Here is a 16,378-nt window from a genome sequence, read left to right as displayed (position 1 = left end):
TTTACCAACAGATTGAATTAAAAGTATATTTTATCTCGCATTGGGTTAATTAAACAAACGAGATAACCTAAGTTTAAGTGCCATAAATAAAAAGTAGGTATTAACCTGCTTTCTTAAATCTTTTTAATCAAGCACTTTGGCATCATTTGCTTTATTAAGTAACGCTTTGCTTTGAGTTAAAAAGTGCTGCGCCGAATCAGAGAAAAACGTTTTAGCTTCAGAAAAAGCAGCCATTAATCCCTCTTTATCACCCTCTTTAAGCTTATCTAACGTAGCTTGATAAGTCTCTTGGTAAGATGTTAGCAAAGGTGCAACATTATCAAATTGAGCCATCATAATGTCGGTATAAAGCTCTGGCGACTGAGCAAATAAGCGTCCAACCATCATAAGCTCTAACTGATATATTGGTGATGAGCACAGTTTAATTTCATCAAGGCTATGTGGTTGTTTTGCTAAAAATTGGCCATAAACAAAAGTGGTTAGATGGCGCATCACTTGCACAATTTGCATTGCTTCATCATGTTTGTCTGCTGGCATTTCGACTAACTGACTGCCCCAGATAGCAAGCTGGTTGAGTAATTGAGTACTTTTTTCGCCACCGCGTCCTTGGCATACAACAATCGTTTGTTTCACCCAATGTTCAATATCAGGGCCAAACATTGGATGTAAGCCTAAAACTTCCCCTTGATGGTGACTGAGCATGGCTTCAAGCGGTTTTTGTTTCACACTGGTAATATCAACTAACAAACAATCCGCAGCTAGTTTAGGGAGCTTTGCAACTACATTAACTACTGCATTAATTGGCACAGAAATTAACACTAACTTAGCACCATCAAGAATGGCTTGCTGATCTGCTTGTTGTGCTTTGTCTAAGATGCGCACTTCAATGCCTGAGCGACTAAGCTGGCGAGCAAATAATCTGCCCATCGCACCTTCTCCACCCACGATGACACAAGGTGAGATATCAGGGGCAACACAAGCGAGCTCGGCTTGCTGATTTTGATACGACTCTCGCATCATACGACGTAAAATATCTTCAACTAAATCAGGATTCACACCATATTGATTGGCTTGCTCTCTGCGCGCAGTTATTAGTTGGGCTTCACGGGCAGGCACATAAACTGGTGAACCAAATTCTTTTTTTAACTGACCGACCTGCTCTGTTAATTTATTGCGTCGCGCAAGCATTTCAACTAATTGTGTATCACACTGATCGATTTGATCACGTAATTCAGTCAGTTGTATTTGAAGGGGTGATGACATAGTAAACTTTATTTTACAGTAGTAAATTAATAATTACAGATGGTATCAAGTTTGCTGATTAAGTAAAACCCTGAAAATCAGATTAGTGATTATTTTTATGCTGAAAACGAAACAGGCCGATATCTTACGACACCGGCCTGTTTTGCTTTCTGAAAAATCAGACGTATTAGTTAAGTTTCTCACGAATACGTGCAGATTTACCAGAACGCTCACGTAAGTAGTAAAGCTTAGCACGGCGAACCGCACCACGGCGTTTAACTTCTACGCTATCGATTAAAGGGCTATGTGTTTGGAATACACGCTCAACACCTTCACCGTTCGAAATTTTACGAACTGTGAAAGATGAGTGTAAACCGCGGTTACGCTTAGCAATAACCACACCTTCGAACGCCTGTAGACGCTCTTTATCACCTTCTTTAATACGTACTTTTACGTTAACCGTGTCACCAGGGCCAAACGCAGGTACGTCACTCTTAAGTTGCTCATCTTCGAGCACTTTGATCAAATTTTGGTTTACTTTTGCCATTATATTTCTCACTTTCCTAGGTGTAACTGTCTTCTAGCCACAAACAGAGTTATGTTCTTGCTGAAATTCAGCAAGTAGCTCAGTCTGCTCCTCAGTCAGAGCTAGGTTATACAACAAGTCTGGACGTCTTAACCAAGTTCTCCCTAATGACTGCTTTAGCCGCCACTTCGCGATCTCTTGATGGTTTCCGCTGAGTAAAACAGCAGGAACTTGTTTACCATCCAATATTTCCGGCCGAGTATAGTGAGGACAATCCAACAAGCCATCCGAAAATGAATCTTGCTCTGCTGACTGATTGTGACCTAGCACTCCAGGAATTAATCGAGCGACTGTGTCGATTAATGTCATTGCAGGTAGTTCACCACCACTCATTATAAAATCACCGATTGACCATTCCTGATCGATACATGACTCTATAATTCGCTCATCTATACCTTCATAGCGACCCGCTACGATGATCAGTTTTTTATGTGTGGCAAGTTCTGCCGCACCTTGCTGATCTAATTTACGCCCTTGTGGCGACATATAAATTACAGTTGCATCGTCACCTGCAGCCGCTTTTGCTTGCGCAATTGCTTTTTGCAGTGGTTCAACCATCATTAACATACCAGGTCCGCCCCCGTAAGGACGGTCATCTACAGTACGATGCTTATCTAAAGCATAATCCCGCGGATTCCAACAGTTAAAATCGATTAAACCGTGTTTCATTGCTCGACCGGTAACGCCTTGCTTGGTAATCGCATCAAACATTTCAGGGAAAAGGCTTATCACCCCAACCCATAACTGTGATTCTTTTACCATTAAAAGCTAGGATCCCAATCGACCGTAATTTGGCGTGCTTCTGCATCCACATTTAAAATAACAGTATCTGTTAAAAATGGGATGAGACGCTCTGCCTGACCAAAACCGTCGTTGTTGTTAGCTTTAACAACTAAAACATCATTTGATCCTGTCTCCATCAAGTCATCAACTATGCCTAAGCTATAACCTTTATCAGTTGTAACCGACATACCGATGAGGTCTCGCCAATAGAATTCACCTTGCGGTAATTCTGGTAGCTGCGACAACTCAACAAAGATCTCAGCATTTGTATAAACAAGCGCCTGATCTCTATCATCTATGTTCGCAAACTTAGCGATAAATCCCTTACTGTGACGACGCCAGTCGACCACTTTAAAGGATTGCCATTTACCTTGTTGACCTATCAACCATGGGCTGAAATCGAAAATCCCTACGGGATCATCAGTAAATGAATGTACCTTAAGCCAGCCCTTTATACCGTAAGGGGCTCCGAGCTTTCCTACTACTATTGAGGTGTTCTCTAGACTCATGGTTACACTTACGCCTATTAAGCCGCTTTACGAGCGTCTTTAACAATTTTAGCTACGCGATCTGTAAGAGATGCACCCTGACCAACCCAATGTTCAACACGGGTTAGATCAACACGGATTTTCTCTTCCTGACCTTGAGCAATAGGGTTAAAGAAACCTACTTTCTCGATGAAGCGACCGTCACGCGAGAAACGGCTATCCGCAACCACAATTTGATAGAAAGGACGCTTTTTAGCGCCACCACGTTGCAAACGAATAGTTACCATACCGTCCTCTAAATAGATTGACTGTTTTCATTAATATTAATACTCTCCTTTCGAAGAGCTGGAGAATTGTACGAATTTTTGCTCTTAATGCAAGCTCGAAGTGCGTTTTATGGCTATTTTTATTGTGATAAAACGAAGAGCGACTGTTTTATAACGACTTTACCAAAAAATTAAATTTATGTTTTTATAGCAAAAAAGAGGTTTTCACCTCTTTTTTGTTTTTTTAATGACAAAAAGTCTGAATTAAAACTTAGGTCCACCTAACATTCCTGGTGGCATCATGTTTTTCATTCCGCGCATCATTTTCATCATGCCGCCTTTGCCTTTCATCTTTTTCATCATTTTTTGCATTTGGGTAAACTGCTTCAAAAGCTTGTTCACATCTTGCACTTGGGTCCCTGAGCCTGACGCTATACGCTTTTTGCGAGAACCTTTGATAATGTCTGGGCGTAAACGCTCTTTCATTGTCATGGAGCTAATAATAGCCTCCATTTGGATGAATGATTTATCACCCATTTGGTTTTTAACTGCATCAGGTAAATTTGACATGCCCGGTAATTTATCAAGCATGGACATCATTCCGCCCATATTTTTCATTTGCTTTAACTGATCGGCAAAATCTTCAAGGGTAAAATCATCACCTTTAAGTACTTTATTGGCAACTTTTGCAGCTTGTTCTTTATCTACTTTCATTTCGACTTCTTCGATCAATGAAAGTACATCGCCCATCCCTAAAATACGTGACGCAATGCGGTCTGGATGAAATGGCTCAAGTGCATCAGTACGCTCCCCTACACCCATAAACTTGATTGGTTTACCGGTAATATGACGAATAGACAACGCAGCACCACCGCGGGCATCACCATCGGTTTTGGTTAAAATCACGCCTGTCAGTGGTAATGCTTCATCAAATGCTTTAGCCGTATTGGCGGCATCTTGACCTGTCATTGCATCAACAACAAACAAGGTTTCGATTGGTTTAACTGCACTATGAAGCGCTTTAATTTCGTCCATCATGTTGCTATCGACATGCAAACGACCGGCAGTATCAACAATTACAACATCAATAAACTTACGTTTAGCGTGACTAATCGCATTATTGGCGATATCAATCGGCTTTTGTGAAATATCACTTGGGAAAAATTCGACTTTAACTTCTGTGGCAAGTGTTTCTAGCTGCTTTATTGCCGCAGGGCGATAAACATCGGCACTGACAACAAGCACAGATTTTTTCTTGCGCTCAGTTAAGAATTTAGCCAATTTGGCAACGCTGGTTGTTTTACCAGCACCTTGCAAACCTGCCATCATGATGACTGCAGGTGGCTGAGCATTTAAGTTAAGCTCTTCGTTGGCTTCACCCATCGCTTTTTCAAGTTCTTGACGAACAATTTTGACAAAAACTTGGCCTGGGCTCAGGCTTTTGGTGACTTCAACACCAACTGCGCGCTCTTTAACGACTTTAACAAAGTCACGTACAACAGGGAGTGCAACATCAGCTTCAAGCAGTGCCATGCGCACTTCTCGCAAGGTATCTTTAATATTATCTTCAGTTAAACGACCTCGGCCGCTAATGTTCTTTAGGGTTTTCCCTAAACGTTCCTGTAAGTTTTCAAACATGCAAACTTATCCGCTAATGCTACAAAATTACGGCGATTATACCTAAGAATTGCAATTAGAAAACAGCCTAGATTCAAGATAAGAAGATAATCTTTAACTATTAACGATCTACACTATGCAAGTGACCTTGGTTAAAATACAATAACAGCACAAAATAACGAAGTGGCGCTCTTAATGCCTCTAAACGATTTAACATGTTATTAGTCAGTTTAACTTTTATTGCTTTTACCTTTTATAGCTTGGCCAGCATACATGTAATGGGCCGGTTGTTTCATAAAGAAGGTCCTAGCCAGAAAAAAACGATTCTACTCAGTACAATCGCAATTTTGGCGCACATGACATTATTGGTGAACTCGGTATTCACTGAAGGTGGTCAAGATTTAAGTTTTACCAACGTGGCCCTTTTAATTTGTTGGATTATTGTTGTGTCTGTTACAACGGTATCATTGCGTTTTCCAGCAACCCTATTATTACCAGTAGTTTATGGCTTTGCTGCAATCTTATTGGTAGTTAGCTTATTTATTCCTCATCACATTGTGCTGCAATCACTCAATATTAATGTTGGCTTAGTGACCCATGTCTCATTATCTTTTTTGGCCTATTGCGTACTTATAATTGCAACCTTGTATGCCGTGCAGTTTTATTTCATCAATAAACGTTTAAAAGAAAAAGATTTATCAATTGTTTATAGTCACTTACCTCCTTTGATGTTAGTTGAAAAGCAACTTTATCAATTAGTGACTGTTGGTACTTTATTACTCACTTTTGCTTTAGCATCAGGTTTTGCGTTTTCTGAAAATATGTTTGCTAAAGAATTTATCCATAAAACTACCCTTTCAATATTAGCGTGGATCATTTTTGCTACTGTCGTGTGGGGTCACCACATTCGTGGCTGGCGAGGTCAAAGTAACGTCATAGCAATCATTGTCGCAGCAACAGTTTTAACGTTGGCTTATTTTGGCAGTCGTTTTGTTAAAGAAATACTGCTGACTCAGTTTTAGCTTGACTCACACTTAAAGCTAAGCCTTAATAAACATCCTTAATAACGGAAGGAAAATTTTAGTTGGACGACATATCTACCAGTACCTTATTTATTATCTTAACAATCTTGGTGCTAATTTCAGGTTATTTTTCAAGCTCTGAAACCGGCATGATGTCTTTAAACCGCTATCGGTTAAAGCATTTAGAGAAAGAAAATCATAAAGGTGCGTTACGGGTTAGCGCCTTACTCAAACGACCTGACAGACTCATAGGTTTGATCTTAATCGGTAATAATCTAGTTAATATTGCCGCATCTGCAGTAGCAACCATTATAGGTATGCGCCTTTATGGCGACGTCGGCATTGCCATTGCCACTTTTGTGTTAACCTTTGTGATTTTAATTTTTGCTGAAGTCACACCAAAAACACTGGCTGCTATTTATCCTGAAAAAATTGCGTTTCCAAGCTCAATTTTATTAAAAATATTATTAATAGTGTTATTTCCTTTAGTTGTTGCAATTAATTGGATCACTAATGGTTTGTTAAAATTATTTGGCATCAGTCATAAAGATATTCAAGAGCACAGCTTAAGCACTGAAGAATTACGCACAGTTGTATATGAATCAGGCTCTTTAATTCCCGAACACCACCAAAACATGTTGATGTCGATTCTTGATTTAGAGCAGGTCACTGTCGAAGATGTGATGATCCCTCGTAATGAAATTATTGCGATTGATATTAATGATGAGTGGAAGTCTATTATGAAACAATTGACTCATGCTCAACATACTCGCGTCTTACTTTACCGCGACCAAATCGATGACGCAGTTGGTTTTATTCACTCTCGTGATGCATTAAGACTGCTCACTAAAGAGCAGTTCACTAAAGCGAATTTATTACGTGCCGTACGCGAGATTTACTATATTCCTGAAGGCACATCGCTTAATACACAATTACTTAAATTTCAACAAAGTAAAGAGCGGATCGGCTTAGTGGTTGATGAATATGGTGATATTCAAGGCTTAGTGACACTCGAAGATATTCTCGAGGAAGTCGTTGGCGATTTCACTACCACAATGGCACGCTCAGCCAGTGAAGAAGTGATATTACAGCCCGATGGTTCATACCTAGTTGATGGCAGTGCCAATATTCGTGATATTAATAAAGAAATGAATTGGCAATTTCCAATTAATGGTCCAAAAACCTTTAGCGGCCTTATTGTTGAATTTTTAGAGGAAATTCCTGAAGCAAACGTTGGTTTGCGTATTGCGGGCTATCCGATTGAAATTATTGAAGTAAAAGAAAACATGATAAAAGTTGCACGAGTCATTCCTGAGTTTAAAAAGGACTAATTTCAGCATAATCAATTAGTTAACCTCAATGCTGGATTCAAAATCCATCGCAAGTTATTTAAAAAACTCCCTTCTGGGAGTTTTTTATTGCTCCTTATTTAGGTGGATAAAAGTAATAAAAATCAAGACACCTTCGATTACACTTCCACCTTATACTTTTAAAAATCTCTGACTAGAAATGAACAACTTAGTTATTTATTTTTAATATGTTGCTAAACCTCTTATTAAAAACTGAGGTTATGATAGAAAGTAACACTGTTTAACTATCAGTCACTTGATAATTATATCTGCATAAAAAAGCCGAGTGTTTGTACACTCGACTTAATTTATCTCATTTCATTTGAGTATTTATTGAAGCTTCCAAACACCCGCTTTACCAGGCTCTTCACCTTTAGTCCACCAGCCAGCTTTATAAGTTGCATTGTTGTGCACCACTGTATCACCACCGTTATAAACTAAATCAGCACGCCAAGCGCGAACTTGACCATCATCAGGGATAACTTCTTCCCACGGACCACCTTGATCTGGTTGATTGCCTTGCGTCCACCATTTAGCTCGGTATTCTTTCCCATTAAATAACACAGTATCGCCCGCTAAATAAATATTACCGGCTTGCCACGTAGTATTACCGCCTGATGTAACATTTTTTACTGTCACGACAAAACTGGTTGAAGCTGATGCTTTACCATCAGAAACAGCGACTGACACAGTGTAGTTTGTATCAGCCGTCACTTGACCTGCTGTTAATGTAATATTTGCACCACTGCCAGCCTGAGTTAGACCTGCAGGCACTGTCCAGCTATAAGTTAACGCATCGTTATCCAGATCAGATGCAACCGCAGAAACACTTACGCCTTTGCCTTCGTCAACCATTACATCAGCAATAGTATCAATCACAGGTGGATTATTTACTGCATCTTGCGCCAGCACTCGCACTGTGGCAGATTTTGTTACTGTTGCTTTGCCATCTGAGACCGCAACTGAAACAATGTAGTCAGTATCAGCGCTTACATTTGGGGCAGTCACAACTAAGTCAGCGCTGTCATTTCCTGTTGACGTGAGTGCAGCTGGCACTGTCCAAACATAAGTCAACGGATCGTTATCGCGGTCGGTTGCAGTAGCAGAAACAGCCACTTGCTCGCCCGTTTTAACTGTAAATAACGCAGGTAAACTAACGACTGGTTTTGCATTAACCGGCGTCCCCGACCCACCCAAACCTTGATGCATTGCATTTAGAATATCACCATTATCTGCATCAATTTCCCATGCAAATAACCCAGCTAAACCAAGCGTATTCGCATATTGGCCTTTTGCAATTGCAGAGCGTGGACTATCGTAGGTAACCAGTTTACCGGTTGAGCGATTCCAAACATAAGCACCTTGCGCTTGTTCATCATAACCGACTTCAAAACCATTAATTCCGGTACCTGCAGCGCCAATCATCGATGATTTAATCCCTTTATAATCGATTACACCCGCTTCCCACACACCTTGCGCAGTTGAGCCGGTTAACTTTCCATTACCAGGCGCTGTAAATGGATTATCAGGATTGCTCGCATTTGCAGGATAAACCCCTTCCCAACCACGGCCATACATGGCAGTACCAAGCACTATTTTATCTGGCGTTACACCTTGTTGTAGTAACAGTTGAATTGCATTATCGGCAGTATAAGCTGGGCCTTTACGTGGCTCACCTTTGTCATCTAAGCCAGTACCTGCACATTCACCAGGGCTTATGTGCTCACCACAATAAAGTGCAGTTTGATGACCTGTTACGTTATTCCAACCACCGTAAAAGTCATACGTCATGGCAAAAATGTAATCCATGTACTGCGCAGCTTGCAAATAGTTTACATCTTCAATTTTGTCATAACCGACACCAATGGCTGAAGTCAATTCATACTCTTTACCGGTTTCGCTCCCTAGTTCTGTTAACATGGCCCGCAATTCTTGCATCAATGCAACATAGGCTGGGCCGTCTTTAACAGGATCACCTAGGTTCGCATTTGGACCGCCACCACCTGGGAATTCCCAATCGATATCTACACCATCGTAAAACTTCCATGTTTTTAGGAATTCGCGAACAGAAGCAACAAACACATCACGATTCTTTTTCTCAGTGAACCCATGGAATGGATCAGACAGCGTCCAACCGCCTACCGAAGGTAAGATTTTCAAATCTGGATAACGCTGTTTTAACGCCATCATTTGTGCATAAGTACCACGAATAGGATCTTTTGCATCCACTCCTGGTAATGATTTTTGAATTGCAGCAAATGGGTCATGAATAACGACTTCATAATCTTGCGAATCGGCACAAGCTGTTTGCAGTACACGCCAGCTATTGCCATTTTCAATTTCTTTTAGCGACTCATTTGCACCACAAATAGGCACAAAACCATACAAAATGTGAGTTAAGTTTTTACCCGGCACTTTAGTGACATCAAAATTACGGCCATAAATGCCCCACTCGACAAAATAAGCGCCGACGACTTTAGTTGGATCGGTATTAAAATCACCATTATTTGGATCTACATTCATTGGCAATGGCGCTAAATGGCTGCCATCGGTATCGGCAATGACAATCGGCTTTGCTGCACTGGTTGCACATTCAGAGCCTTGGCATAACTGCATTGTTAACTGATGACGGCCCGATTTAGTATAAGGAAAAGTAATAGTGCCTGTTTTTGCACCCGCTGCTAATTGACCTTCATTGACAACAATGCCATCAAATAAAATTTTGTAGCTGTCACCGCCTTCGCCACTCCAAGCGCTCCATTTAATCGCTATTTCTACTTGGTCTTTACGTTTTACTAATGATTTATAAGAACCTTGGCCATCAATGTTGACATCAACAAATGAATAAAGTTGGTCTTCCCAGCTTAAACTTGGCGTTGAAGGTGCTGCTGTTGCGTGCATACTAGTCAGTGCTGCTGCCACTGCTAATGCTGAGGTAAGTTTTTTATACATAATTTTCTCTCAGTTGTTTAATTAAAATAAATAGTTAAAGTACTTGCCATACTGCGGCTTTGCCTGGCTCTTCGCCTTGTGTCCACCATTTCGCTTTATACTGTTTACCTAAGTGACTCACTTCACTGCCACCTGAATAAGATTTTGTTGCATGCCATTGATTGCTCGCATCATCGGAAATAAGCTCCCATGCTGCACTTTCATCTGGCTGCTCACCTTTTACCCACCACTTAGCGCGATATTTTGATTTGTTGAACACAACCACATCACCAGCCGAATAAGCTTGTGTGGCTTGCCAGATAGGATCGGTTGGATCAACCACGGTTGTATCATTTACTGTGACATTAAAACGCTTAGTAGTGCTTAATTGACCATCGCTCACGGTGACACCGACACTCACCGTAGTCGTTGTAGTCACTTCGCCAGCGACTAAGGTCAGATTCATACCATCGGCTGTGAAATTCAGAGGTGCAGGTACATCATAGTTGAACGTAATTGGATCATTTTGATCATCAAAAGCATGAACATGCACATTGATTGAGCTCGATTCATCAAGTGTAATATCTGCAATATCATTAACTATAGGTGCGGTATTATCTGCAGGTGCTTGAATTGATAATGCAAAACTGTAGTCTTTGTTAATCGCAAACAATTGATTTGACGCTAAATTACTCGCATCAAAATTAATTGCGCCATCCGCCTCTTTCACACCGACTTGTAGATATTGGCTGTAATCAAGATTGAGTGATTGAGCCAATTGTGTTTGCCATGATGCTTGATTTTGAGCTGTGATCATCAGTTGCTGATTAATCAACTCTTGCCCACTTTCATCAAATAAGCGCAACCAAACCATATCACCTACATTCGCATCTTGACCTTGGCGAACAAAATAACCCAATGCAAACCAGTCGACCGGTGTGACTGCATCTTGTTCAATAATGATATCGCTACAGTTATAAAAACCTTCCCCAACAACATCATCTCGCTGCCAGCGGGTATATAAAAGGGCTTCTCCACTGCGATCAGCTGGAATAGAAACCATCATTTCATAGTAACGTTTATCATCTGGGTCTTTAACAAAGTCAACATTGCCATAACTTTCAACCAAATCTAAATCCTGCCACTTCAATTCATCGGTGGCTGAGTTAAAGCTCGGTTTAGACAAATAAAATTGCCAAAAACTTGGGTTGTGTGGAGTCGTGGCACGAAAGCGGACCTTAATTTGACCATTAGCATTAGGTGTTACCACTGTTTTTTGCCAATGTGGTGAAGGCAAATTCATCCCACGTTTTTGGCTACTCCCCGCACTACACAAAGTGCCATTTGGAATATTAGCTTCAACAGCGGCTTGATTTAAAAAATCAGCCGTATTGACCGAAAACTCATGCTCTTGAATAAACTGCACATGACCAGATTCTAAAAAAGCAGCTCGACATGCTAAGTTGGGAATATTTGAACCATCTTCAGGCCACCAATAGCCACCTTGAGCTTCACAAAAAGATTGCCTTGCTTTTGGGCTATCCATATAACCATGAGCCGAAACAGTGTGTGATACCATCGAAGCACAAAGCCCTATCGCACTGGTTACTAACGAGACTTTAAAGATATTTTTCATCATTACGTCCTCAAATCCGAGGGCTTTCACCCTCGGTTTAGTTTGTTTAAAGGCTACAAGATTTTGTCCAATCAGCAGTACCTGGCTCAGTGGCTGTCCACCACTTAGCTTTGAATACCGCATTGTTGTGTACCATCAAGTCACCCGCGTTAGCATGAGACGGATTGCCCGCCCAGTCTTTGCGTGGGAAGTTTGGATAAACTGGGATATCAGCAATTTTTACACCTTCACAGGTACCATCTGTATTGCCGCCACCATCTCCACCACCGTCACCCGGTTGTGTCGCTTGTGGTAACTGGGGATATTCAAAGGCCGCAGCGTAAACCTTGCCATCTTTTTCGATAGTGAAATTAACCGGGCCGGTAATTGGCATGTAATACATAACTTGTGTATTAATGGTTTCACCAGGTAAAAACGACTTCACAACATTGCCAAACTCATTAACCAAGGTAATTGAAAAACGGTGGAATTCATTTTCAAAACCACCAATATTATTACCAGCAGCATTTGAGGCATTCTTCTGCACAACCATGCCTAGTTTCTCTTGTGCATTCCAATTTGATTTGAAAATCGCCGATGTTGAAACTGGCACGTCAAACGAAATTTTTGCACCACTTAAATCAAGGGCTGAGTTATTGGTAAATGCAAATGTTGGTGAGATAGGATAATTTTTATCACCCACAGGGAAGTCTTTAGCTACGTAAGATACATCAACCGACTCAGCAGGAAGAACAAAGTCAGCAGCACCTTTATTCACATCATAATATGAGGCTTGATTGAACTTCTCATAAGCAATCGACGTCATGCTTGAACCCATGAAATATTCTTTTTTCACGGAGTCATAATCAAAATCTCCCGCTAATTCCCAGAACATAATACCGCCAAGACCTTTATTGATAATGTAATCAACTTTAGTGGCCATCGACTCTTCATCTTCAATCGATAGGAATACTTTTTTCTCTGCATTCCATAACCAGGGCGCAACCGCAACACTGTCGTATTTACGCGCGTAAGTTCCAACTAACTGGTCGTCAGGCACATTGGCCGGATCAAGTCCATAAGCGGTAAGATATGATGGCACAATGCCATTTTGCAGGTTTTTAACATGCCATAGCGGATTACTACCAGCAGGAATTTCTTCGTTATTCTTACCTAAGTCGTGCCAAAGGTTGTCAATGCCCACAGCGCCATTACCGCAGTTGTTCTTCTCACCAACACCGGTGCCAACCGGACAATCAGCTTGATTAGGAAGTGCAGCTTTACCCCATAAACCATCGGTACCGCCTGATACATTTCTAAAACCACGGGTGTAATATGGCACACCAATATTAATGCGACCTGCACTTAACCCACCACGGAAATAAGTCACGGCCCAGTCAGTATTGAGATAGCCAATGCCTTCAAACTCTTTGGTGCCATAGACATTCCAGGCAGCAAGCTCAGAATCTTTACCTGTATCATATAAAGCCGCGTTATGACCAACGTGATCGTTCCACGCGCCATGTAAGTCATAAGACATGATGTTTACATAATCGAGATATTTGGTGACTTGGAACGTTTCCATACCACGTAATAAATAACCCGATGACGGTGAAGCAATAGTTAACATATAATGTTTACCCGCTTTTTCACCTGCAATATCAAGTTCTTCACGTAAACGCTTCATCATGACTTGATATGATGCATTTAACCCTGCACGGCGAGCATTGGAAATTGGAAAATCATCAGGGTGACCTGAATCATTCATTGACGATGGGTATTCATAATCAATATCAACCCCATCAAATCCATACTTTTGGATAAACTCAACTGAACTCTTGGCAAATGCATCAATACCAGCTTGATTCACTGAACCATCAGCATTAGTCGTCATGGTATAAAAGCCGCCGCTAGCAACGCGATTGCCATCAGCACCAAAATAGCCGCCGGTTTCAGCCCAGCCACCAACAGAAATTAATGTTTTGACATCAGGGTAAAGCTTTTTGTATTTGTTAAGCAGATTAAAATGGCCTTTGTAGCTAAAGCTTGGATCCATTTCTGCGCCTTCAATACCCGGCCACTCCATGTTCGTGGCAGCATTATTAACCGCATTAGCATCGCCTATTGATACCTTGTTATTGGCATCAACATGAGCAAATGCATAATTAATATGAGTAATTTTGTCCCACGGGATGTCTTTGGCTAAATAACTCGGCTGATCATTTTTTCCAGTACGCCAACTGGTGAAATAACCAATAACTCGACGAGGATGATCTGCCCCCATCTCTTCGCGACCATCTTTATCATAGACAGTACAATACGGAGTATTTACACCTGGAGTTTGATACAAACCCTCTGGTTTACAGGCATCTCTGTCACCATCAGGAGGAGTGGTTGCATCTTTAACATTAATAACAATTGATGCACTTGTTGCTGTTGCACCTAAATTATCAGTTGCTATTAAACTAAATTCAAATCGCCCTGCTGTTGCTGAAGAAAAGCTATAACTGCCCCCATCTCCTTGAATTGATTGTACTGATTGGCCATTTTGAAATAACTCAAGAGTGGTTACTTGACCATCAGTATCCGCACCGGCCAAAGACAAGACAACGCTGTCATTAATGTCAACATTGGTAGAACCGGATGAAATAACTAACGATGATGTAGGTGCTTGATTACCAGGATCCACGGCATCAACCTTAACAGTTACAGTTGTAGAAGTGGTTCGTGCACCTTTGTCATCTTCGACAATCGCTGTAAGTGTATGCGCCCCCTTAATCGCCACCCAAGTTGCTTCATAAGGATCACTGCTGTCAGTTAAAATTAGCTGACCATCAACTAAAAACTCAACATGTTTGACTATACCGTCAGCATCGGCAGCTTGCGCCTTTATGACAACGCTGTCTTTTTCAGTTAAAACAGTGTTTTCACTTGGCTGAGTAAGCGTAACTGTCGGGTCTATATTTGGTTCAGTAGTAGCAGAACATTCACCTAAGCTTTCCCACTCCTGCCAAGGACCTGAATGTGTTACAGGATCTGCTTGAGTCCACCATTTAGCTTTATACGCTTCATTGGCCTTTTGTACCTTTTGGCCAGTCGTATAAGCCGGACCACTTTGCCACGGTTCGATATTTGTACAATCAACTGTTTGTGCTTGTACACTTACAGCAGCTCCAATGAGCACAGAGAATGTACTGAGCTTAAATGCTCGGTGCATTATTTTTGTATTTTTCACAACGCCTCCAGTTAACTTCAACTTAACAATATTACCTAATTAAATACAAGCTAACACAGAGTTCAAGATTGCGCCAAGATAAAATTTACATTCAGTTTACGTTAAGGTAAGAGTTTAAAATCATTTAAAATCAGATAGATAGAACAAAAACCATCTAAATTGCAAAGTTTAGAGCTCTTACTCTTTTTACTGATTATTTCAGAAGCAATAAACAGAAACATTTTATTAACCTGAGAGAATTCAGGGCAAAGAAAGGATCTTAGGGCCAAATTTGACCCTAATCATTTAATAACTAAAAAATATTTTTTAGATTTAATTAATATATAGAAATCGATTATTTGTCATTTCTTGTGGCAAATAATGCTGATGAGAAGAGCAATAAATCTTTTTCGAAAACCAATTTTGTTATAAAGATCTGAATAAAGATTAGATCCGTTGCTGCAATTTACATAACGCAGTCTCAATACTCATTTCCTCATCCTCTTTTAAAAAATGCTCTACGGTACGAATTACAAATTTGACATTTTGCTTATGTAGTTTAGCAAACTCGGTACAGCGCTTTTTTAATGTTTTATCATGCTCTTTTTCTAATTGCATTTGGCCAAAACGATAAATTGCTTGGTTATAATCATCTTGATAAATTTCGAGTAAATCGATAAGCGTTGCTTTTGGAATTCGGTACGTTTTATTGGCGTATTCTAAGGCTGCTTTGGTACTTGAAAAAGTATATTGATCAATATTAATTTGGATTTTTGCCGCAGGTAAAACATGATGAACATCTCCACCAACTTCATAGCTAAAACCAATAAAATCAACTCGTTCAAGCGACTCTTTACCCAGTTTCAAACCTGCCGCAATACTACCTGCTAAATTATCATCCAGCAGCGCTAATTCGTCTTCTTGCCACACATTATAAACATGTAGCGCTTGTTGATATTTTTTAGCTAATAACGCTTTGAGTTTATCTCGCCTGAGTGTCACATACGCAGCCTGACAACCCGACAGCAAGGTTACGCACTCAAAGCAACTGGGCACGGCATAAAAATCACCATCATCTTCAGATAATTGGTACTCTTTGGCGTATTTTTTTGGTGGTGCGTAGTCCAATTCAGTGGCGATACAACCACAATAAAAACATTGATGAAAATGCGCATTTGAACACGCATTCATCTTTTGATAGGCGATTTCTTTTGACACGTCACACTCTCTTTAAACATTTACTGGCAGATGATACCAACAAATCA

General features: G+C 40.6%; 12 protein-coding genes. 2 read left to right on the top strand and 10 right to left on the bottom strand.

Annotated features, from left to right (window positions below; translation table 11 throughout):
* Positions 1-123: 123 nt before the first annotated feature.
* The 6 genes from tyrA to ffh form a co-directional block, all read right to left on the bottom strand.
* Positions 124-1,263: a bifunctional chorismate mutase/prephenate dehydrogenase gene (tyrA, locus tag PTUN_RS05935; protein ID WP_009838802.1), complete on the bottom strand. Its 1,140-nt coding sequence runs from the start codon at positions 1,261-1,263 to the stop codon at positions 124-126.
* Between the two features lie 166 nt (positions 1,264-1,429).
* Complete coding sequence (gene rplS, locus PTUN_RS05930; protein ID WP_009838801.1) at positions 1,430-1,789, bottom strand: 50S ribosomal protein L19; 360 nt, start codon at positions 1,787-1,789, stop codon at positions 1,430-1,432.
* 33 nt (positions 1,790-1,822) lie between these two features.
* Positions 1,823-2,590, bottom strand: coding sequence for a tRNA (guanosine(37)-N1)-methyltransferase TrmD (gene trmD / locus PTUN_RS05925; protein ID WP_009838800.1), 768 nt, complete (start codon positions 2,588-2,590; stop codon positions 1,823-1,825).
* Entirely contained in the window at positions 2,590-3,120 is a 531-nt protein-coding gene (gene rimM, locus PTUN_RS05920) for a ribosome maturation factor RimM (RefSeq protein WP_009838799.1), read from the bottom strand. Before rimM ends, trmD begins: the two co-directional genes overlap by 1 nt.
* 17 nt (positions 3,121-3,137) lie before the next feature.
* Positions 3,138-3,386: a 30S ribosomal protein S16 gene (gene rpsP / locus PTUN_RS05915; RefSeq protein WP_009838798.1), complete on the bottom strand. Its 249-nt coding sequence runs from the start codon at positions 3,384-3,386 to the stop codon at positions 3,138-3,140.
* A gap of 243 nt (positions 3,387-3,629) precedes the next feature.
* Positions 3,630-5,003 carry a signal recognition particle protein gene (gene ffh / locus PTUN_RS05910; RefSeq protein ID WP_009838797.1) on the bottom strand — a complete coding sequence of 458 codons (1,374 nt, stop codon included), beginning with the start codon at positions 5,001-5,003 and terminating at the stop codon, positions 3,630-3,632.
* Positions 5,004-5,197: 194 nt separating this feature from the next.
* Between ffh and PTUN_RS05905 the strand changes: the two genes are divergently transcribed.
* Both PTUN_RS05905 and PTUN_RS05900 read left to right on the top strand, forming a co-directional pair.
* Positions 5,198-6,004, top strand: a complete 807-nt coding sequence (locus tag PTUN_RS05905) for a cytochrome C assembly family protein (protein WP_009838795.1) — start codon at positions 5,198-5,200, stop codon at positions 6,002-6,004.
* Between the two features lie 62 nt (positions 6,005-6,066).
* Entirely contained in the window at positions 6,067-7,335 is a 1,269-nt protein-coding gene (locus PTUN_RS05900) for an HlyC/CorC family transporter (protein ID WP_040643944.1), read from the top strand.
* A gap of 348 nt (positions 7,336-7,683) precedes the next feature.
* Here PTUN_RS05900 and PTUN_RS05895 read toward each other — a convergent pair whose 3' ends face one another.
* The 4 genes from PTUN_RS05895 to PTUN_RS05880 all read right to left on the bottom strand — a co-directional run bounded on the left by PTUN_RS05895 (position 7,684) and on the right by PTUN_RS05880 (position 16,331).
* Complete coding sequence (locus PTUN_RS05895) at positions 7,684-10,305, bottom strand: glycosyl hydrolase family 18 protein (RefSeq protein ID WP_009838793.1); 2,622 nt, start codon at positions 10,303-10,305, stop codon at positions 7,684-7,686.
* A 34-nt stretch (positions 10,306-10,339) separates the two neighbouring features.
* Entirely contained in the window at positions 10,340-11,920 is a 1,581-nt protein-coding gene (locus tag PTUN_RS05890) for a lytic polysaccharide monooxygenase (RefSeq protein WP_009838792.1), read from the bottom strand.
* 46 nt (positions 11,921-11,966) lie between these two features.
* Complete coding sequence (locus PTUN_RS05885) at positions 11,967-15,116, bottom strand: glycosyl hydrolase family 18 protein (protein WP_009838791.1); 3,150 nt, start codon at positions 15,114-15,116, stop codon at positions 11,967-11,969.
* A 444-nt stretch (positions 15,117-15,560) separates the two neighbouring features.
* Positions 15,561-16,331 (bottom strand): hypothetical protein, encoded by a 771-nt coding sequence (locus PTUN_RS05880; protein WP_040643943.1) that lies wholly within the window; start codon positions 16,329-16,331, stop codon positions 15,561-15,563.
* Positions 16,332-16,378 lie beyond the last annotated feature (47 nt).

Source organism: Pseudoalteromonas tunicata, assembly GCF_002310815.1.
GTDB lineage: Bacteria > Pseudomonadota > Gammaproteobacteria > Enterobacterales > Alteromonadaceae > Pseudoalteromonas > Pseudoalteromonas tunicata.
The sequence above is the reverse complement of the archived record's forward strand: the minus strand, read 5'-3'. Positions and strand labels throughout refer to the sequence as shown.

What these genes read in the sequence shown, in the direction of transcription:
- trmD (WP_009838800.1), bottom strand. Translation starts at nt 2,590, where the DNA reads ATGGTAAAAGAATCACAGTTATGGGTTGGGGTGATAAGCCTTTTCCCT.
- rpsP (WP_009838798.1), bottom strand. Translation starts at nt 3,386, where the DNA reads ATGGTAACTATTCGTTTGCAACGTGGTGGCGCTAAAAAGCGTCCTTTC.
- ffh (WP_009838797.1), bottom strand. Translation starts at nt 5,003, where the DNA reads ATGTTTGAAAACTTACAGGAACGTTTAGGGAAAACCCTAAAGAACATT.
- rplS (WP_009838801.1), bottom strand. Translation starts at nt 1,789, where the DNA reads ATGGCAAAAGTAAACCAAAATTTGATCAAAGTGCTCGAAGATGAGCAA.
- tyrA (WP_009838802.1), bottom strand. Translation starts at nt 1,263, where the DNA reads ATGTCATCACCCCTTCAAATACAACTGACTGAATTACGTGATCAAATC.
- PTUN_RS05885 (WP_009838791.1), bottom strand. Translation starts at nt 15,116, where the DNA reads ATGCACCGAGCATTTAAGCTCAGTACATTCTCTGTGCTCATTGGAGCT.
- PTUN_RS05895 (WP_009838793.1), bottom strand. Translation starts at nt 10,305, where the DNA reads ATGTATAAAAAACTTACCTCAGCATTAGCAGTGGCAGCAGCACTGACT.
- rimM (WP_009838799.1), bottom strand. Translation starts at nt 3,120, where the DNA reads ATGAGTCTAGAGAACACCTCAATAGTAGTAGGAAAGCTCGGAGCCCCT.
- PTUN_RS05905 (WP_009838795.1), top strand. Translation starts at nt 5,198, where the DNA reads ATGTTATTAGTCAGTTTAACTTTTATTGCTTTTACCTTTTATAGCTTG.
- PTUN_RS05890 (WP_009838792.1), bottom strand. Translation starts at nt 11,920, where the DNA reads ATGAAAAATATCTTTAAAGTCTCGTTAGTAACCAGTGCGATAGGGCTT.